The organism is Leucobacter faecis, from assembly GCF_054456695.2.
The window spans coordinates 35005-54067 of sequence record NZ_JBTJER020000006.1 but is presented as its reverse complement, the minus strand read 5'-3'; the positions used below and the strand labels follow the sequence as shown (position 1 = coordinate 54067).

Genomic DNA, 19063 nt, shown 5'->3' with positions numbered 1-19063 from the left:
GCGTGGATCCTGCGAGTCGCAAGCTCCCGCAGGATGACAACCAAAAGTAGCTCCCGCAGGATGACAACCAAAAGCTGACAGTCAATAGCAACTCCCGCAGAGCTTCAGCTAAAAGCGGCACGCGCGAGAGGGCGGTAAAGGCCCGTGCCTGCTATTCGGTCGGCTCCCCCAGCGACAGCATCAGCCGATTCGCCCAGTTAAAGAAAGCCCCCGCCTGCACCACGTCGAGCTGCTCGAGGTCGTCAAGGCCCGCCGCGGTGAGCGCCGCGACCTCTGACGCACCCAGCCGGCTCGGTGTTTGTGTCAGTGCGATCGTCGCACCAATAATTGCGTCCCATCTGGGCCCGTAGCTCGCCGGAGCACCCCCAGCCCACGCAAACCCGCTCACACCCTCACCCAGCAGCCGATCGATATCGCCCGCAGCCGCCCCCTGTTCGACCGCTGCCCGCGCATGCACCGAGGCGCAAAACACGCAGCCCGTGAACCGCGATGACGCTGCCGCCGCCATCTCGCGTTCGGCCCGCGGCAGCCCCGCATCAGTGTTGAAGAAAATGTCGAGGTCGGTGAGCGTGCGTTCGCGCAGCGCCTCGGGGTCACGCGCCAACAGCCGAAAGTACGGCATGTGAATGCGATCCGGCTCAATGAGTGCGGCATGATGCCGCTCGGTAAATTCGGCCGCGGGCAGCGGTGTGAGCCACGGTTTCCATCCCAGCGCCTCGCGCGTGAAGCGCGGCGGCTGGGTCACGCGGGGTGCCGCCGGCAGCTCTTCGCGCACCGAGACAGGTTGCTCCCCACCCGCTCCGGATCGGTGCCTCGCTGCCTCAGCCACCTCGCGCGCCAATTGTTCAAGGTCTCGGGCAGCACCAGCGCCGTGCGCTATTGCCCGGATTCCTTCCGCGACCCGCAGTTGGAAGGTGAGGAACGCGACCAACTGTGAGAGCGTGACGATACCGGTCGTGCTCCAGCCAGCCTCAAGTAGCCGGCCCAGGTGCTCCCGGCTCGCATCGCGAGGGTGCAGCACGAGCAGGTGCGCGTGCTCGAGAGCCGCTGCGAGCCTGTCCCCCAACGCGTAGGCGGCCTCGACCGAGTCCACCGAATACACCGGGCCCGCGACGCTTTCGGTCATGTTGTCGGCATGAAACGTGCCATAGGGGCCGGTGCCCGCCGCGTTTCGCGCCTCGGCCACAATGAGCGGCTCGAGGCCCGGGCCGCCGCCCGTTTCACGCAGCAGCGCCCCATAGAATCGGCCCGCCGCGGGCTGCTCGTGCAGCCGCGCCACGAAGAGTGCGACGGCAGCGCGCTCGGCCAGCGTCACCTCTTGAGCGGTATCTGTTGCGGGCACGAACAGTGCCGTGAAGCTGCCCTGGGCGTGGCTGCGTGCCTCGGGCCTGCGCGCCCGGGCGAGGTCTGCAGCGCTGCCGGGTGCGACGGCGGCGAGCGCGTCGATGATGTCGGGGAGTTCGGCGGGCGTGGGCGAGGTCGCAGGCGAAGTCGTGGTGGAGGCCACCTGGGTAAGTGTGTCGGGCATGAGTGCTCCTGGATTTGTAGGCTTGAAGTTGAGAGTGGGTCAATGTGGCGTGAAGCCGTGGGGCGTGCTTGGAGCATTAATCGCGCTTCAAGGATCAATATGTGGGACCAGTTGATGTTTGAAGCTACATTGATGGCTGAAGCGTCGCCGGTTGCGCGCCGCGGCCCGGAATGGCGTCGAGCAGCTGCCTGGTGTAGTCATGTTGCGGCTGCGTGAACACTTGCTCTGCGTTGCCGTGCTCGACCTGCCGACCGCGCTGTAGCACCGACACCGTGTCAGAGATCTGCCGCACCACGGCGAGGTCGTGTGAGATGAACACGTAGGTGAGGCCCAGCTCCCGCTGCAGGTCGGCGAGCAACCGCAAGATCTGCGCCTGCACGGTCACATCGAGCGCCGACACAGCTTCGTCGAGTACGACCATTTCAGGTTCGACGATGAGGGCACGGGCGATCGCCACCCGTTGCCGCTGCCCGCCCGAGAGCTCGTGGGGCTTACGCTTTGCGAAGGTAGCGGGCAGGGCGACCAGTTCGAGGGCGCTCGCTACCCGCGCCCCCGCGTCGCGGCGCGTACCAATATTGAAGTTGCGCAGCGGCTCGGTGAGGGTCTGGCCGATGGTGCGGCGCGGGTCGAGGGATGCGTACGGGTTTTGGTACACCAGCTGGGTGGTGCGGCGATACTCCCGCAGCGCGGCCCCCGCCAGGCCGGTCACTTCGACCTCTGCGGCTGCAAGCACGCGAATGCTCCCCGCCGTGGGGCGGGCGAGCCCCGCAATCGCGCGGCCGGTCGTGGTTTTGCCTGAGCCAGACTCCCCCACGATCGCGTGGGTGGTGCCGCGCGGCACCGTGAAGCTCACATCTGCAACCGCGACAAACGGTGTCTCGCCGCGGGGCCCGCGAAACTCCTGTCGTAGACCAGATACTTCGAGCAGCGTGGTGGGCGGGAGCGGTGTGGATCCTGCGACTCGCAAGCTTGCGCAGGATGACGTTGGGGAAGACGCAGACGATGACGAGGGCGCAGTACGACCCGCACCGCGCGAGACGACCCTGCCAAAAGCGGGGGCATCGGCAATGAGCTGCCGCGTGTACTCAGCAGAGGGGGCAGACAGCACGCGCGCCGCCGGCCCGGTCTCCTCGACGGCGCCTCCGCGCATCACGACAACGGTGTCCGCGCGGTCGGCCGCCACCGCTAGGTCGTGCGTGATGAACAACACGCCCGTGCCCTGTTCACGGCGCAGGTCGTCGAGCAGGTCGAGCACGGTGCGCTGCACGGTCACATCGAGCGCGCTCGTCGGTTCGTCGGCGATGATCAGCTCGGGAGTCGAAGCGATCGCCGCCGCGATGAGAACACGCTGCTTCATGCCGCCCGACAGCTCGTGCGGGTACTGTTTCGCACGCCTGGGGGCGTCGTCGATGCCCACCTGTTCGAGCAGCTCAATGACGCGGGCCCGCACCTTCGCCCGGTCGCGCCAGCCATGCAGGCGCAGTGACTCGGCGACGCTCGCCCCGATCGTCGCGATGGGGTTCAACGAGCCCTGCGGATCCTGCGGAATCAGCGCAATGCAGCGGCCGCGCAGGTCGTGCCAGTGCCGCTCAGCGAGCCCGGTCAGCTCGGTGACGCCGGCCCTGCGCTCATTGAACTCAATGCTGCCTCGCACCACGCGCCCGTTCGCCGGCAACAGCCCGATCACGGCCTGTGCGACGCTCGATTTGCCCGAGCCTGACTCCCCCACGACCGCTGTCACCTCGCCCGCGGTGAGGTCCAGGCTTACGCCGCGCACCGCGTCGACCATGCCCGCGCGGGTGCGGTACTGCACGGCGAGGTCACGAATCGAAAGCAGCGGTGCCGCGTCAGCACCCCCGGCGCGCGCCTCGCTCGCGGCCGGATCGGGCAAAGAATCACGCTTCGGATCACGGCCACGTGTGCCCAATGATTCCTTAGCCGCGGTGACGGCAAGATCGCGGGTGTGCGAGAGGTCCAAGCTCATGAGTTCTCTCCTCGTTCGATGAAGCGGCTGAGCCGGTTCGTGGCGACAACCACAAGCACCACGACAAGCCCGGGTAAGACGGTCAGCCACCAGGCGGTGGCGACATAGTTGCGGCCCTCTGCGATGAGCAGCCCCCACTCGGGGGTGGGCGGCGGAGCCCCATAGCCGAGAAATCCGAGGGTCGAGATTTGCAGAATGGCCGAGCCCAGTTGCAGAGCGGCGAGCGCGATCACTGCGGTCACCGAGTTCGGCAGCACGTGCCGCCACAGGACGCCCCAGAATGTGCCGCCCGAACCGTAGGCGGCCTCGACGAATTCGCTCGCCCGCACGCTGACCACCTGTGCTCGCGCAAGCCGAGCAAATACCGCGACCGAGGTCACGCCCACCGCAATCGCTGCGTTCGCGGTGCCGAAGCCGAGCAAGATGACCACGCTGAGCGACAGCAGCAGGGTCGGAATCGCGAGCAGCACGTCGACGACTCGCATCAGCGCATCGTCCACGAGCCCGCCGGTCGCCCCCGCCGTCACGCCGATGAGGGACCCTGCGACGAGCCCCACGAGCACCGCGATCAGCGCCGCCGTGATCGACTGCGATGCCCCGTAAATCACGCGGGCGTACACGTCGCGGCCGGTCGCGTCGGTGCCAAACCAGTGGCCCGCGCCCGGCGCCTGCAGCGCGGCCCCCACCTGCTCGGTGGGGCTCACCGACGTGAACAGCCCCGGCGCGAGCGCCCACGCGATCGCAACGAGCAGGATCGCGGCGGGCAGCACCAACCCGGCGGTGGCACGCAGCCGGGTGAGCGCCGCTCGGCCTGATCCGGAACCCGCGAGAGCGGGTGATTGCGCAGCAGAGTGCGCAGGAGCCTGTTCAGAAACTGACACGGTGGCGGTCATGACGTAGCTCCTTCGAGAGCGGGCTCAGCACTTGAGCGGGAAGACTTGCCGGCTTTGTTACCAGCCTTGTCGCCGGGCTTTTGGGACCGCAGCCGGGCGTCAAGCACCGGGTAGAGCAGGTCGACGACCAGGTTGATCGTCACGAACACGGCCGCGGCGATGACGACGATCGCGAGCAGCACCGGGGTGTCGCGCTGGGCGACGGCCTGCGCGGTGAGGCTGCCGATGCCGACGCGGCCGAACACGGCCTCGGTGACGATCGCGCCACCCACGAGCTCGCCAAACAGCAGCCCCGCCATGGTGAGCGCGGGCAGCAGCGCGTTCGGGGCCACGTTGCGCCACAGCAGCCACGACGTGCTCGCCCCGCGAGCCCGCACCACGTTCACGAACGGCTGCTCGCGTACCTCGTCGATGCTGCGCAGAAACACCTGCGCAAGCGGCGCCGCGATGGGAATCATGAGCGTGATCGCGGGCAGCACGAGCGCTTGGCCGGGGGTCGCACCGATCACGGGGATGAGGCCCAGCTTGAACGAGAACACCTGAATCAGCACGATGCCGATCCAAAACACGGGCAGCGACACGAACAGGGGCGGCAGGTTGCGCACCGCGTTGCGCAGCAGCCGGCCGCGGCCAAAGCTCGCGGTAAAGGCGATCGTGACGGCGAGAAAAATCGCGCCCGTCATCGCGATTACCGCGAGCGTGAGGGTCTGCGGCAGGGCCTCGGCGAGCAGCGCCGACACCTGCGCGCCGCTCGCGACCGACGTGCCCAGGTCGCCCGTCAAGAACCCGGCGAGCGAAGCGAAATAGCGGGTGATGAGCGGCTCGTCGGCGCCATAGGTTGCACTGATCTCGGCGAGCTGCTCGGTGGTGAGCCCCAGATCTGGGCTGCCGAAGCGCGCCATCACGGCGTCGCCCGGCAGCGCCTGCAAGAGCACGAACGCGCCGGTGTAGGCGAGCGCGAGCACGGCGAGCGCCTGCCCGATGCGCCGCGCGATAAAGGCCCCGCTCACTGGTTCAGGCTGACGTCGTAGAAGGAGGGCCGGCCGACGGCTTCTGTTGTAAAGCCTTCAACGCCACCGCGCACACCGTACGTTTGCGGCTCCTCGAACAGCGGCAGCACGTAGGCGTTTTCGGCGATGTGCTGCTGCGCGGCGGCGGAGGCCTGCTGTCGTTCGGTGCTCGTGGGTACCGAAGCGATCTGTTCAAGCAGTTCGTCTAGCTTCGCGTCGTGCACTTCGCCCGTCGGGGCAAGCTGGCGCAGCACGTTGCGGTTCTTGGTGTGCAGCTGCGACTTGAGCACGTCGTAGTCTGCGCGGCCGACCATCGAGTGGTACACCTGGATCGTGCCGGGGTCACGGCCCGCCTCTTCTTGCGCAGCGTAGTCACCGGCGAACAGGTTGACTTCAACGCCGAGCGGGGCCAGCTGCTCCTGAATCAGCGTGATCACCTCTTTCGAACGGGGCTGCGGCTGCGCCTCGTTGAAGGTCAGACTGAGCTTCGCACCGTCTTTTTCGCGTACGCCGTCTGCGCCCTTCTTCCACCCGGCGTCGTCGAGCAGTTTGGCGGCCTGAGCCGGGTCGTACTCGTAGAAGCTCGAGGTGTCGGTGTAGCCTGCGGCGGTCTTCGCGAGAATGCCGGTGGCGAGCGGGTAGCTGTCACTGAAGAGCGTGTCGACGATCGCCTGCCGGTCGATGCCCGCGATGATTGCGCGGCGCACATCTACGTCTTGGACAAGTTCATTCGTCGGGCGAAAATTCAAGCTGTTCGTCACGCCGTTGGTGGGGGCGGCCAAGAGGCCGAGCCCCGCGGCCTGAAACTGTGGCTCGTCGGGCGCGGGAATCTGACGGGCGATGTCTGCCTGACCTGCGACGACGGTGCCCACGCGCACACTGTCTTCGCCCGCGACGATGATGTCGACGCCGTCAATGAGGGCCGCGCCCTGGTGTGCACGCGAGGCGGGCGCCCAGTCGTAGTCTGTGCGCGCGTCGAGCGACAGCTCGGTCCCGAGCTGTTCGTCGGCGACGACGAACGGGCCGCTGCCGATGATCTCGGTCGCGTTGCCCGGACCAAACTCTTCGAGCGAGCGATCGAGCGTCTCGTTTGAGACGAGCCCCGAGTTGATCGTCGAGACCGCCTGTCCAAAGCCCGGCGAGGGCGCGGTGAAGAAGAACTTGACGGTGTGTTCGTCGACTACCTCGCCGCGGTCGTAGTTGTTGATCGCTTCAGACACGGGCAGCGCGCGCTCGGTGTCGCCCTTGCCGTATAGGTCAAAGTTTTTGACCACGTTCTCGGCGTCAAGCGGGGTGCCGTCTGAGTAGGTGACACCCTCGCGCAGTGTGAACGTGTACTCGGTCGCGTCGGCGTTCACCTCGGGCAGGGCCGCCGCGATCCACGGCTCGAGCTCGAGCGACTCGGGGTTTTGGTAGAGCAGCCGATCGGTGATCTGGTTCAGCACGCCGCCGTTGGGGTAGAACCCACCAGACGGCGGATACAGCGCGTTCCACGTCAGTGGTTCCAGGTAGGTGAGGGTGTTCTCGCCCGCCGCGTTTGCCGCCGCACCCCCGCCGCCTGCCCCGCCCGCTGAGCAGCCCGTGAGCGCCATCGCGCCTGCGGTGGCCGCCGCCGCCAGGGCGGTGAGTAACGAGAAGTGACGCTTATTCATGAGTGTTCCGTTCTGTGACAGCGGCGCTCGATCTGCTCCGCGCAATGAAGCTATTGTTATGTCTGGCATAACAACAATGAAAGCGACGGTGTAACACAACGCCATGAACGAGCAACATGTATCGCCCACCCCGTCGATCGCGGTCGTGGGCGCTGGCCCCCGTGGCACGTCCCTGTTAGAGCGCATCGGCGCGCATCTTTCTGCTGATTCGATCGACCAGGGTCCGGATCGCGGCTTCGCCGCCGGGCTTCACATTCATGTCATCGACGATGCCCCGCACGGCCCCGGCCGCATTTGGCGCACCGATCAGCCCCGCGACCTGTGCATGAACACGCTCGCCCACGCGGTTACGTTGTTCACCGAGCCGGGCGCGACGATCACGGGGCCGGTGCGCGAGGGGCCGACGCTGTACGAGTGGGCGGCGCTCGTGCGTGAGGTCGGCGCGGCCGGGGCGGCGGGCGCTGTGGGCGCGGTTGGCGCGGTTGGCGCGGCCGGGGCCGCCGCCATTTCGTCGGCCGCCCCCAACCTTTCGGCCACCCCTAACCACTCCGCCACTTCCGCCACTTCCGCCACTTCCGCCACCTCCAAAATATGCGCGGGCTTTTCCGCTTTAGACCGTCCCATAAGCGGAAAAACCCGCGCATATTTTTCTGGCTCGGTGCTTACGGGGACTCCCGTCACGCACGTTGACGAATTTCTAGCGCATCCAGTGCGCGCCGGGGTCGCCGAGGACTACGCCGAAGAGCTCGCCGACATGCGGCCCGAGTCGCACCCGAGCCGGGCGCTCTACGGCGAATACCTCGCGTGGTGCTTCGACCGCGCCCTCGCGCTCCTACCCGCGTGGGTGCGGGTGATCAGACACCGGGCCCGCGTTACCGACGTTGCACGCGTCACCAGTTATACGGGTGGCATTGGCGACCTCAGCGGCATCGGCACCCTCGGTGAGCTCAGTGATCTCAGTGACCTCGGTGATCTCAGTGATCTCAGTGACCTCAGTGACCTCAGTGACCTCAGTGACCTCAGTGACCACGGTGCCCTCAACGACCACGGTGATGTCGGTGATGTCGGTGCCTCTTGCGACGGATTTTCGACGGAACGTGAGCGGCTGACGCTTGACGACGGCTCCACCGTGGTCGCCGACGCGGTGATTCTCTCGACCGGTTGGCTGCCCGTGGCCGAGACGCGGGCTGAGCGAGCGCTGTCAGATCAGATGGGTGCGCAGACTGCAGAAAGCGAGCCCTCCGCAAACAGTGAGCCCGACGCAGGCGGTGCTTCCGCTGCCAGCGGCACCCCCACCGTAGGTACTGCACCCACCTCCGGTATGGGCCTAACCGCCCGCCCTTCAGCCCCGATCTGGGTGCGGCCGGCGAGCCCGATCGAGCAGGATCTCTCGGCCATCCCTGCGGGCCAATCCGTCATTATGCGGGGGCTCGGCATGAGCTTTTTTGACACGCTCTCGCTCTTAACGCTTGGCCGTGGCGGTCGGTTTGTCGACGACGCTGGTGCCCCGGGCGGCCTGCGCTACATGGCGAGCGGCGCCGAGCCCGTCGTACACGTGACGTCGCGCCGCGGTGTTCCGTTTCGTTCAAAGTCGCTGTACGGCGGCCTGCCACCCAGGCCTTCGCAGCGATTCTTGCGCGGCGTGGACTGGGCCTACGAACCGCGCCCCATCAACTTTGACCGCAGGCTGTGGCCGCGCATTGTCGCAGACGCCTTTCTCGACCACGCCACCACACTCGAACGCGTGCGCCCGGGCTCCGTCGCTGCACCACGCAGTCTCGAGGCCGTGCTCGCGCAGGCCTCCGGCGTCTCGCCGCAATCTTCGCGGCAGGCCGCGCCCGCTCGTAACGCGCTCGGTGCGGCAGCCATCGGTCAGGCGGGCGCGCTTACTGCACTCGAAACCGCGCTCGAGCGAGCGGTGCTTGCGCGGGAGGCCGAGCTCGGCGACGAGCGCAGCGGCGAGCGCAGCGGCGAGCGCAGCGACGAGCACAGCGGCGAGCTCGGCGACGAGCACAGCGGAGAGCGCAGCGCAAACGGAGGGGACGGAGTGGACCGCAGCAATGCTGGTGCTGACGCAGGCGCTGCCACGGCCCCTGCCGCTGCCACTGCCACTGCCGGTGCCGGTGCCGGTGCAAGCACTGCCACTGCATCGCTGCTCGACACGATCGAGCACATGGCGCGGGTGGTCGAGCCGTTTATTGCCGACGAGGCGCTGCGGTTTGATCTCGCGGGTGAAGCGGCGCCCGTGCACGAGCAGTTTGCGTCACCCGGCGAGTTTGACGCGTGGGTGCGCGCCCGCGTCGCGCACGACCTGCACGAAGCTGAGCTGGGCGTCGACAGCCCCGTGAAGGCCGGGCTATGGTCGATCAGCGCGGCCCGGGCGGTCGCGAGCCGCATCGGTTCGCTCGGCGGATTCGACGCCGAGTCACGTGTCTCGGGGTTCAAGCTGTTGTTTGAGATCGGCGGCATGGTCGGCTCGGGCCCACCCGCGTTTCGCAACCGGCAGCTGCTCGCACTCAGCGCCGCGGGACTTGTTCGGTTCATCGGCCCCGCGGCCACCGTTGAAGTCGCTACCGAGACAATTCTCGGAGCCGCGGGTGCAGGCACGATTGCAGGCACAATTGCAGGCACGGTGACGGGCGAGAACGGCTCCCCCGCCACACGCGTGACAACCGCACACTTCACCGCCGAGTCGCCGCTCGTGGCCGGGTCACGCGTCGAAGCGACCGCCCTTGTCGATGCGTGGATGCACTTTCACTCGCTCGATCAGTCGGCCGACCCCGTCGCCCTGGGACTACTGCGCGCGGGCCGCGCCCGGTCGTTTCACGTGAAATCTCGCGCTGCCCGTGCCGAGGCCAGCGCCGGCGACGGCACCCGCCCCAACCTCGATGCCAACGTCGATCCCAGTGCTCATGCCAGTGCCAATGTCGACAGCAAAGCCCCGCAGAGTGTGTCGACGGGCGGCTTCGACGTCGACCCCGCGTCGGGGCGCATCGTGCACACCGACGGCACCCTCGACGCCGCGGTGCACGTCGCGGGGATTCCGGCCGACCAGACCCTGCACGACACCGTGATTAGCCCCATGCCGGGTACCGACCCACCACTTTTGCGAGAGACTGATCGGGTGGCGCGAAGCGCGATCCGGATCGCACGTCACTCACGCGCCATGCTGCCGCTGGCAGCGCCTCGAGAAGGAGTTTTGCATGCGTAACGAATCAGAGCGGCCGGTCGCGCTCGTCACCGGAGCCTCGGGCGGTATGGGGCGCGAGATCGCGCGCGACCTGGGCCGTACCCACCGCGTGATTTTGGTGGGCCGAGACGCTGCGCGGCTCGCGGCGGCCGTCGCTGAGGCGGGCGACGGGGCGACCGGCTGGGAGCTCGAGCTGACCGATTCCGCGGCTGTGGCGGCGCACGTGGCGACGCTCGATCGGCTCGACGTGCTCGTGCACGCGGCCGCGATCGGCAACAACGTGAGCGTCGCCGATGCTGACGAGTCAGCGTGGCAGCAGATTCTGGCGGTGAATGTGACCGCTCCGGCGCTCTTGACGCGGGCGGTGCTGCCGCTCGTGCGCGCGTCGCGGGGTGCGGTCGTGTTCATCGGATCGGGGGCGAGCACGCGCCCCGTGCCGGGAAGCGCGCTGTACTGTGCGAGCAAGCACGCGCTCAAGGCCGTGGCCGACGTGCTGCGCATCGACGAAGAGCCGCACTTCGTGCGCGTGGCGACCGTCGCGCCGGGCCAGACCGACACGGCAATGCTGCGCAGCATGGTCGGCGAGGCGGCGTACCGGCCCGAGCTCTACATACGGCCAGAGTCGGTGGCGGCCGCGGTGCGCTACGTCGTTGACGCGCCGGCCGACGTGCAGATCACCGACGTGGTGGTGCGCCCGCGCCGCGAGATCGCGAGGTTGTAGCCTGCACACGCGAATACTTGGCGCTTGTTGTGGTTTCTTAGGCAAGAAACCACAACAAGCGCCAAGTATTTGTCAGTTGAGGGGCGAGCCTGGGCAGTTAGGCGTCGAGGCCGCGCACGTCGACATCACGCAACGGCACAAGGCCTGCGCGGCGGCCCTCCACGACTAGTTTCGGTCGCCCGCGCTCGGCTCCAGCAGCTCGACCGGCAACTGCACCGTCGCGGTCTCAAGATCTTGCGGCTTGATGAGCGAGGTGCCGCGCGTCTCGGGAATCGAAACGACGGTGATGATGCCGATGACCCCCACCGCGGTGAGGAAGTAACCGGGCACCAACATGTTGTTCGTAATCTCAAGGAGCCACGTGAGGATGTAGGGCGAGGTGCCCGCAAAGAGCGCGGCGGTGAGCGCATACGCGATCGAAAGCCCCGTCTGCCTGGTGCGTGTAGGGAAGAGCTCTACCACGGTCGCCGCGTGAGTGCCCAGGATGATCGCAAGAATGAGCGCCAAACCGAGAGTGGATGCGAACGCCGCGACTTCACCGCCCTGGCCCATGAGCAAGAACAGCGGCACCGAGAGGAGCGTCTGTGCAATCGCCGCCGTCATCAACACGGGTTTGCGCCCAAATCGGTCCGAGGCCATGCCAGCGAGCGGCACAACAATGAGACCCAGCGCAGATGCCATCGTTGACAGCAGCGCGGCCCGGCCAGCGTCAAAGCCAATGTAGACCTCTTGATACGTGAGCAGGTAGACCAGCACGACGTAGAAGGTCACGTTCATGAAGATTTCCATGCCGCAGGTCTGAATGAACTCGCGTTTGTTGCGCTTGAACACCTCACGTACGGGAGCGTGAGAGACCGTCTCGAGCTGCTTCAGCTGCTCAAACTCTGGGGTGTCTTCGATCTTGCGTCGAATGTAGAGGCCAATGAATCCGAGCGGCACCGTAATCAAGAACGGAATACGCCAGGCCCACTCAACGATCTGCGCGTGGTCGAAGGCAACGTTCAGCAGGAACACCACGAACGAGGCCGCCAAGAACCCGAGCAAGCTACCGAACTCGAGCCAGCTCACCCCAAAGCCGCGACGCTTCGCCGGCGAGAATTCGCCCAAGAACGCGGCTGCGCTGCCAAACTCGCCGCCCGCGGCGAGCCCCTGCACAACGCGCGTCGCGATGAGCAGGATCGGGGCGACCAATCCGATCGTGTCATAACCCGGCAGCAGTCCGAGCACCAGCGTCGAGATCGCCATCGCCAGGATCACAACTGAGAGCGTCTGCTTGCGCCCCAGTCGGTCACCGAGCCTGCCAAAAATGATCGCGCCAATAGGCCGTACCAGAAACGACACCGCGAACACGGCAAACGCGGCCAGCAGACCCGTCGTGCTATTCGACTCGGGGAAGAACACGACTGCAATGGTGCCCGCCAGGTAGGCATACACCGCCCAGTCGAACCAGTGCACAAACACACCGATGGAGCCTGCGACAACGCTCTTGCGCAGACTCTTCTTATCGACGAGCTCTGAGAGCTCGCGCATGGGTTGCGAGTTGGACATTGATGTACTCCTTCGTACCTTCAGTGATCTAGACGCGGCGCGCGAGCGCGACGTCGAGGGCGGTCCACGCGAGCGCCAGCGCGCCATCGCGCAGGGTTTGCTCGGCGGTGTCGCCCACGCAGGCGGCGGCGAATTCCAGCTGGTGGTTGCTGGCGGTGCCGCCGACCCCGATGTAGGGGTGAATGGCGTTGACAACCTGGGACACGTTGCCCATGTCCGTCGACGCGCGGTTCATGGTCGCCGCTTCGGGGCTGACGTTGAAGTCGCGGCCGAGTGCGACCGCGTTGGCGCGGTAAAAGTCGAGGGCGGCCTCGTCGGTGCGCATCTCGGCGTATCGCGCACTTTCCGGAGTCACCGTGAGCTTCGCGCCCGTCGCGAGCGCGCCCGCTTCGAAGCACTTGAGCACGCGCTCTTCAAGCTCGAGCAGCTGCTCCATCGTGTCGGCGCGCACGTACCAGCGGCCCTCAGTGCGCTCGGGGATCGCGTTGGGGGCTTCGCCCCCGCGGGTCTGCACGCCGTGCACTCGCACCGATGCGGGCAGTTGCTGCCGCAAGAGCGATATGGCGAGTTGCGCGATCAAGAACGCGTCGTTCGCGTTGACACCCCGCTCGGGGTAGGCGGCAGCGTGCGCTGCCTTGCCGTCGAACTGTACGTGCCAATGCGCCACGGCAAACGGCCGGGCCTCGGCCACGTCGACGGGGGCGGGGTGCGCCATCAGCGCGAAGTCGAGGTTCTGAAACGCACCGCGCTCGAGCAGCTCAATCTTGCCGCCGCCACCCTCTTCGGCGGGGGTGCCGATGACCTCAACGCTGACGCCCAGGTCGGAGGCAACCGCGGCGAGCGCGAGGGCGCCGCCCACCGACATCGCCGAGATCAGGTTGTGCCCGCAGGCGTGGCCGAGGCCGGGCAGCGCGTCGTACTCGGCCATAAACCCGACCGTGAATTCGCCCGCCCCAAACCGCGCACGAAACGCGGTTTCGAGCCCAAGGTAGGGCTGCTCAATCTCGAATCCGTGTGCCGCGAGCACCGCGGCGACGGCGACCGACGAGCGGTGCTCTTGCCACCCCAGCTCGGGGTCTGCGTGCAGCTGGTTCGATAGCGCAACCAACTCAGCATCCACGGCCGAGCACCGCTCGCGCACGCGCGCCTTCAGCTCGCTACTCATCGCCCGGCACCCCGTACGATGGCGCTACGACCGGGTTGAGGCCGCGGTTCACGTAGTCGTCGCGCTGTGGCAGCCACTCGGCGAGTACACGGCCCAGCTCGTCAATCGGTGCTTCGTGCCAGTCGACGCGCAGGTCGGTGACGCGCCAACCGGCGTCGCTCACGACCGCGAGACCGGCGGAGTGCACCGGGCCCTCTTCGCCGCCCGCGGCCATCGCGGCCTGCATCGCGGCGTACAGCCGCTCCTCGATGCGGCCGCCGGTCGCGAGCGCGGTGTCGACGAGCGCGTCGAGCACGTCGAGGCTCGCGAGCATGTTACCCGCGGCGACGGCGTTCTCGCGCACGGACGACCCGAAGATACCCAGCGCACGCCCGCCCGAGTGCACCGCCGCGCGGCCCTCATTGTCGAGCACGAGCAGCTGCCGGTAATCAATCGTCTCGGGGTCTGCCGCACTGACCACGGCGGCGAGCGCTTCTGCTGCGCTCGATCCGGATCGAAGCTCATTGATGAGCTTGGGCCCGAGCCTCGGGTCAGTCACGTTCTGTGAGTTGGCGGCGCCGACGCCGTCGGCGAGGTTGAGGCAGCGGGCGGCGACCGCGGGTGATGATGACGAGATGGCCGCCCCAAATTCGCCGGTGGCGGGGTCGCGCAGAATGAGTGAGAAGGTCACTTCGTCACCTCGCTGTGCGCGTCGCTGTGCGCGTCGGCGGGCGCTTCGCTGATCACTGCGGTGGCGTCGATCTCGACAAGCCACTCGGGGCGTGCGAGCGCCTGCACGACGATGCCGGTCGAGACCGGGTAGACGCCCTTGAGCCACTTGCCGACGGTGCGGTACACGTCTTCGCGGTAGCGCGGGTCGATGATGTAGATCGTCACTTTGACGATGTCAGCAAGCTTGCTGCCGGCCTCTTCGAGCAGCATCTTGATGTTGGCCATCGCTTGCTCGGTTTGCGCGGTCACGTCACCGATGCCCACCGACTCGCGGGTCTCGAGGTCTTGCCCGATCTGGCCGCGCAGGTAGACGACGCCGTTTGCTACGACGGCCTGGCAGAGGTCGTTGTCGAGGTTCTGCTCGGGGTACGTTTCTTTGGTGTTGAACATTCTCAACCGCAGATGCGTCGGCTCAGCCACGTGGTTCTCCTCGTCGAGTGGATGCTGCGCTAATTGCGCGTCACGACTATTGTTCGGGGTACGTAAGTATCTGTAAAATAGTCAAAACATAAACAGGTCATCAGTAAATCAGATTGACCGTAAGGACGCTCGCAATGACGCAACGCTTCGCCATTACCCTCACCCAGCTGGGCTACTTCGCCGAGTGCGCGAAAACGCTCAACATGACCGCGGCCAGCCTCAATCTGCACGTCGCCCAGTCGGCCGTGTCGACGGCAATCTCGCACCTCGAGAAGTCGCTCGGCGCCGCCCTCTTCATCAGACAGCACTCGAAAGGGCTCATACTTACGAAGGCCGGCGAGAGCCTGCTGCGCGACACGCACCGCATCTTTGGCCTGCTCACCGACGCGATCGAAGACATTCGCGCCGACCAAGATCAGGTGCGCGGTTCGATCACTATCGCCTGCTTCAACACGCTCGCCCCGTTCATGCAGCCGCAGCTACTGGGGGCGCTGCAGCGTGAACACCCCGAGCTCACCGTCGATATTCTCGAGGGCGACTACGAGGAGTGTCTGGCTGCGCTGCGCGGGGGCCGCGCCGAGATCGCGATCATGTACAACCTCACGAGCGCCGAGGGGATAACGCACCAGGTACTCGGGCACGTGCGCCCCCACGTGATTTTGCCCGCTGATCACCCACTCGCCGCGCGCACCGAGCTCGCACTCGCAGAGCTTTCAGGCGACCCGTTTGTGCTGCTCGATCTACCCGATAGCAACGATTACTTTCTAGGCATGCTGCGCCAGCACGGCATTACCCCCAACATCAAGTACCGCACGTCGAGCTACGAGACCGTGCGGTCGCTCGTCGCCACGGGGCTCGGGTTCTCCATTCTCAACCAGCGGCCGCAGATCAACCAGACGTACTCGGGCAACCGCACCGCGATCGTCGAGATCAGCGACCAGGTGCCCAGCCTGGGTGTGACGGCTTCGACCCTCGCGCAGGTGGAGCGCTCGGCCCGCGCCGACGCGGTCGCCGCGGCGGTGCGCAATATCGTGGCGGGCGCGTAACCACGCACCCTACCTCGTCATGTGATTTGCCGATACGCTCCAGCCACTTCATCACAAAAATCGATGCAGTACACCGCGAAGCTGTATTGGCCTCGTCGCTCCCGTTCATGTTTGCTGTAACTACCCGGGGAGCCCGCACGATGCGCTCCCGCTGCGGACCACACAGCAACACACTGTGCAGCGCAAACAGCGATGTTTGCCCGGTCCCACCGGGTTCAAGCTATTTCGAGCGGAGAACGAAGTATGTCGAGCCAAGAGATCGAGGTCACCGAAGTCCTCGTCGTCGGCGCGGGCCAGGCCGGTGTCGCCATGAGTGAGCACCTCGGTGAGCGGGGCATCGCCCACATTGTGCTCGAGCGCAGCCGCATTGCCGAGCGCTGGCGTTCAGAACGTTGGGACTCGCTCGTCGCGAACGGGCCTGCCTGGCACGACCGGTTTCCCGGTCTCGAGTTCGCAGACGTCGACCCCGACGCCTTTGCCACGAAAGAGCAGGTCGCGGCCTACTTCGAGGCGTACGCTGCCAAGATCGACGCCCCCATTCGCTGCGGTGTCGAGGTGCTGAGCGTCACCAAGAACGAGGGCGGCTCGGGTTACATCGCCGAAACGACCGCGGGCACGATTCACGCCCGTTACGTCGTTGCCGCGACCGGCGCGTTTCAAAACCCCGCGATCCCACCGCTCGTGCCCGCGAGCGAGGGCGTGCACCAGATCCACTCGAGTCAGTACAAGAACCCGGGTCAGCTGCCCGCGGGTGGCGTGCTCGTCGTGGGCGCCGGATCCTCTGGCGTGCAGATCGCCAACGAGCTGCGGCAGTCGGGCCGCGAGGTGCACCTCGCCGTCGGCCCCCACGACCGCCCGCCGCAGCGCTACCGCGACCGCGGTTTTGTGTGGTGGCTCGGCGTGCTCGGCAAGTGGGAGGCCGCCGCGCCCCCGCAGGGCGCCGAGCATGTCACGATCGCGGTGAGCGGCGCCGATGGCGGCCGCACGATCGACTTTCGCGATCTCGCTACGAACGGCATTACGCTCGTCGGGCGCGCAAATGCGTACGCCAACGGTGTCGTTACGTTTGGCACCGATCTCGCCACGAACATTCGCCGCGGCGACGAGAACTACCTGTCGATCTTGCGCGAGGCCGACGAGTTCATCGCGCGCAACGGCCTCGATCTGCCTGAGGAGCCCGAGGCGCACGTGCTGGGGCCGGATCCAGCGTGCGTTGTCAACCCCGTGCTCGAGGTCGACCTCGCCGAAGCGGGCATCACCTCGATCGTGTGGGCAACCGGGTTTCGCACCGACTACAGCTGGCTCAAAGTCGACGCGTTCGACGAGGGCGGCAAACCGAAGCAGCAGCGCGGGGTGTCGAGCGAGGCGGGTATCTACTTCTTGGGGCTGCCCTGGCAGTCGCGCCGCGGCTCAAGCTTTATTTGGGGCGTGTGGCACGACGCCAAATACCTCGCCGATCAGATCGACATTCAGCTCGGTTACCTGGACTATCAGGGCAACGCGTACCCCGCCCGCGATCCGGAGCGAAGCACAGAACCCAGCCGAGCGCCCAAGCAGTCCCACGCGCCGAGCCCCGCGCTCGCGAGCGCGTAGCGGGCGAGGTCGCAGCGATTCCTAGCAGCCCTACTGGATTCTGCGATTCGCAAGCTCACGCAGAATGACGGGGTGGGGGCGCGCCTTTCCCTCGTCATTCTGCGTCGAGGCCGCGCACGTCGACATCACGCAACGGCACAAGGCCTGCGCGGCGGCCCACCACGATGCGGTGAATCGCCCACACCAGCAAGAACACGGGCAGGCCGATGTACGAGGAGACCACCTCGAGTACGCGGCCGTCGATCACAGCCTGCGTGTTTTGGCCGAGTATGACCACGATGATAACGATCAGCGCGAGCAGCGGACCGAGCGGAAACAGCGGCGCCACATACGGCAGCTCCTTCAACGAGTGGCCCTGTTTGAGCCACGCCCTGCGAAACCTGAAGTGGGACCACGAGATGCCGACCCACACGATGAAGCCCGACAGCCCCGAAACGTTGAGCAGCCACACGTAGGCCGCGCCATCGCCGACGATGCTTGACACGAACGCGAACATGCCGATCGCGGCGGTGGCGGCCAGCGCCATGACGGGCACTCCGCGCTCGTTGAGCCTGGCGAATACACGCGGCGCTTTGCCTTCGACAGCGAGCGCCTGCAGCATACGGGTCGACGCGTAGAGCCCCGAGTTGCCGGCAGACAGTACCGCCGTGAGAATCACCGCGTTCATGAGCCCCGCAGCGACACCGATGCCCGCGCGTTCAAACACCATTGTGAAGGGTGATGCCGCGACGCTCCCCCCGTCGACCGACGCAATGAGGCTCGGGTCGGTGTAGGGCAGCAGAAACCCGATGATGGCGATCGCCGCGATATAGAACAGCATGATGCGCCAAAAGATCGTGCGAATCGCACGCGGCATGTTCTTGCGCGGGTTCTCGCTCTCGCCGGCGGCGACGCCCACGAGCTCGGTGCCCTGAAACGAAAACCCGGCGATCATGAACACCGACACGATCGACAGCCAGCCGCCCGCAAACGGCGCGTCACCGGTGGTCCAGTTTGAGAACCCCGGGCTTTTGCCGCCCATGACACCCAGGATCATGAGTACGCCGAGCACGAGAAATACGAGCACGGTCGCCACTTTGATGGCGGCGAACCAGAACTCGCCCTCGCCAAACGCGCGCGCTGACATGGCGTTGAGCCCGGTGAGTACGGCGAGGAAGATCGCCGCCCACACCCAACCGGGCACGCTCGGCCACCAGTACGACATGATCACGCCGGCCGCCACCAGCTCGGCGGCGAGGGTGATCGCCCAGTTGAACCAGTAGTTCCACCCCGTCGCAAACCCAAACGAGGGGCTCACATAGCGGGTGGCGTAGGTCTGAAACGACCCCGAGACGGGCAGGTGCGTCGCCATTTCGCCGAGCGACTGCATCACGAACAGCACCATGATGCCGATCACCGCGTACGCGACGAGCGCGCCGCCGGGCCCGGCCTGCGCGATCGTGCCGCCCGAGGCGAGAAACAGCCCCGTGCCGATCGCTCCGCCGATGGCGATCATCTGCAAGTGCCGCGCCTGCAGGCTGCGCTTCAGCTGCGGTTGCTCTGATCGCGGCTGCGCCATCGGCTCCCCTGGTTGCGGCACGCCCCCGGCTGCCGCGCGCTGCT

Annotated in this window: 14 protein-coding genes; 4 read left to right on the top strand and 10 right to left on the bottom strand. The window is 66.6% G+C overall.

Annotation, left to right across the window (positions count from 1 at the left end; translation table 11 throughout):
- Nucleotides 1-151: 151 nt before the first annotated feature.
- From ACXR2W_RS08255 to ACXR2W_RS08235, 5 genes are all read right to left on the bottom strand, one after another.
- Entirely contained in the window at nucleotides 152-1528 is a 1377-nt protein-coding gene (locus ACXR2W_RS08255; protein ID WP_458814606.1) for an alkylhydroperoxidase domain protein, read from the bottom strand.
- 124 nt (nucleotides 1529-1652) lie between these two features.
- Complete coding sequence (locus tag ACXR2W_RS08250; RefSeq protein WP_458814608.1) at nucleotides 1653-3512, bottom strand: dipeptide ABC transporter ATP-binding protein; 1860 nt, start codon at nucleotides 3510-3512, stop codon at nucleotides 1653-1655.
- Nucleotides 3509-4405, bottom strand: a complete 897-nt coding sequence (locus ACXR2W_RS08245; protein WP_458814610.1) for an ABC transporter permease — start codon at nucleotides 4403-4405, stop codon at nucleotides 3509-3511. The genes ACXR2W_RS08250 and ACXR2W_RS08245 overlap by 4 nt, the downstream gene beginning before the upstream one ends.
- Nucleotides 4402-5415, bottom strand: coding sequence for an ABC transporter permease (locus ACXR2W_RS08240; RefSeq protein WP_458814612.1), 1014 nt, complete (start codon nucleotides 5413-5415; stop codon nucleotides 4402-4404). The genes ACXR2W_RS08245 and ACXR2W_RS08240 overlap by 4 nt, the downstream gene beginning before the upstream one ends.
- The gene (locus ACXR2W_RS08235; protein ID WP_458814614.1) at nucleotides 5412-7067 is read right to left on the bottom strand and encodes a TIGR04028 family ABC transporter substrate-binding protein; all 1656 of its coding nucleotides are present in this window, start codon (nucleotides 7065-7067) and stop codon (nucleotides 5412-5414) included. Before ACXR2W_RS08235 ends, ACXR2W_RS08240 begins: the two co-directional genes overlap by 4 nt.
- Nucleotides 7068-7170: 103 nt before the next feature.
- Between ACXR2W_RS08235 and ACXR2W_RS08230 the strand changes: the two genes are divergently transcribed.
- Complete coding sequence (locus tag ACXR2W_RS08230; protein WP_458814616.1) at nucleotides 7171-10278, top strand: FAD/NAD(P)-binding protein; 3108 nt, start codon at nucleotides 7171-7173, stop codon at nucleotides 10276-10278.
- Nucleotides 10271-10978 (top strand): SDR family oxidoreductase, encoded by a 708-nt coding sequence (locus tag ACXR2W_RS08225; protein WP_458814618.1) that lies wholly within the window; start codon nucleotides 10271-10273, stop codon nucleotides 10976-10978. Before ACXR2W_RS08230 ends, ACXR2W_RS08225 begins: the two co-directional genes overlap by 8 nt.
- 165 nt (nucleotides 10979-11143) lie before the next feature.
- On the opposite strand, the gene ACXR2W_RS08220 is transcribed toward ACXR2W_RS08225, so the two are convergent.
- The 4 genes from ACXR2W_RS08220 to ACXR2W_RS08205 are packed head-to-tail and all read right to left on the bottom strand — an operon-like array spanning nucleotide 11144 to nucleotide 14822.
- Nucleotides 11144-12526 (bottom strand): MFS transporter, encoded by a 1383-nt coding sequence (locus ACXR2W_RS08220; protein ID WP_458814620.1) that lies wholly within the window; start codon nucleotides 12524-12526, stop codon nucleotides 11144-11146.
- A 28-nt stretch (nucleotides 12527-12554) separates the two neighbouring features.
- Nucleotides 12555-13691 carry a M20 family metallopeptidase gene (locus ACXR2W_RS08215; RefSeq protein ID WP_458814622.1) on the bottom strand — a complete coding sequence of 379 codons (1137 nt, stop codon included), beginning with the start codon at nucleotides 13689-13691 and terminating at the stop codon, nucleotides 12555-12557.
- The gene (locus ACXR2W_RS08210) at nucleotides 13684-14361 is read right to left on the bottom strand and encodes a DUF1028 domain-containing protein (protein ID WP_458814624.1); all 678 of its coding nucleotides are present in this window, start codon (nucleotides 14359-14361) and stop codon (nucleotides 13684-13686) included. The genes ACXR2W_RS08215 and ACXR2W_RS08210 overlap by 8 nt, the downstream gene beginning before the upstream one ends.
- Nucleotides 14358-14822 carry a RidA family protein gene (locus ACXR2W_RS08205; protein WP_458814626.1) on the bottom strand — a complete coding sequence of 155 codons (465 nt, stop codon included), beginning with the start codon at nucleotides 14820-14822 and terminating at the stop codon, nucleotides 14358-14360. Before ACXR2W_RS08205 ends, ACXR2W_RS08210 begins: the two co-directional genes overlap by 4 nt.
- Before the next feature lie 134 nt (nucleotides 14823-14956).
- Between ACXR2W_RS08205 and ACXR2W_RS08200 the strand changes: the two genes are divergently transcribed.
- Both ACXR2W_RS08200 and ACXR2W_RS08195 read left to right on the top strand, forming a co-directional pair.
- A complete protein-coding gene (locus tag ACXR2W_RS08200; RefSeq protein ID WP_458814628.1) occupies nucleotides 14957-15868 on the top strand; it encodes a LysR family transcriptional regulator in 912 nt (303 codons plus the stop codon).
- A 243-nt stretch (nucleotides 15869-16111) separates the two neighbouring features.
- Complete coding sequence (locus ACXR2W_RS08195; protein ID WP_458814630.1) at nucleotides 16112-17461, top strand: flavin-containing monooxygenase; 1350 nt, start codon at nucleotides 16112-16114, stop codon at nucleotides 17459-17461.
- 94 nt (nucleotides 17462-17555) lie between these two features.
- On the opposite strand, the gene ACXR2W_RS08190 is transcribed toward ACXR2W_RS08195, so the two are convergent.
- Nucleotides 17556-19019 carry an amino acid permease gene (locus ACXR2W_RS08190; protein ID WP_458814666.1) on the bottom strand — a complete coding sequence of 488 codons (1464 nt, stop codon included), beginning with the start codon at nucleotides 19017-19019 and terminating at the stop codon, nucleotides 17556-17558.
- Between the last annotated feature and the right edge of the window lie 44 nt (nucleotides 19020-19063).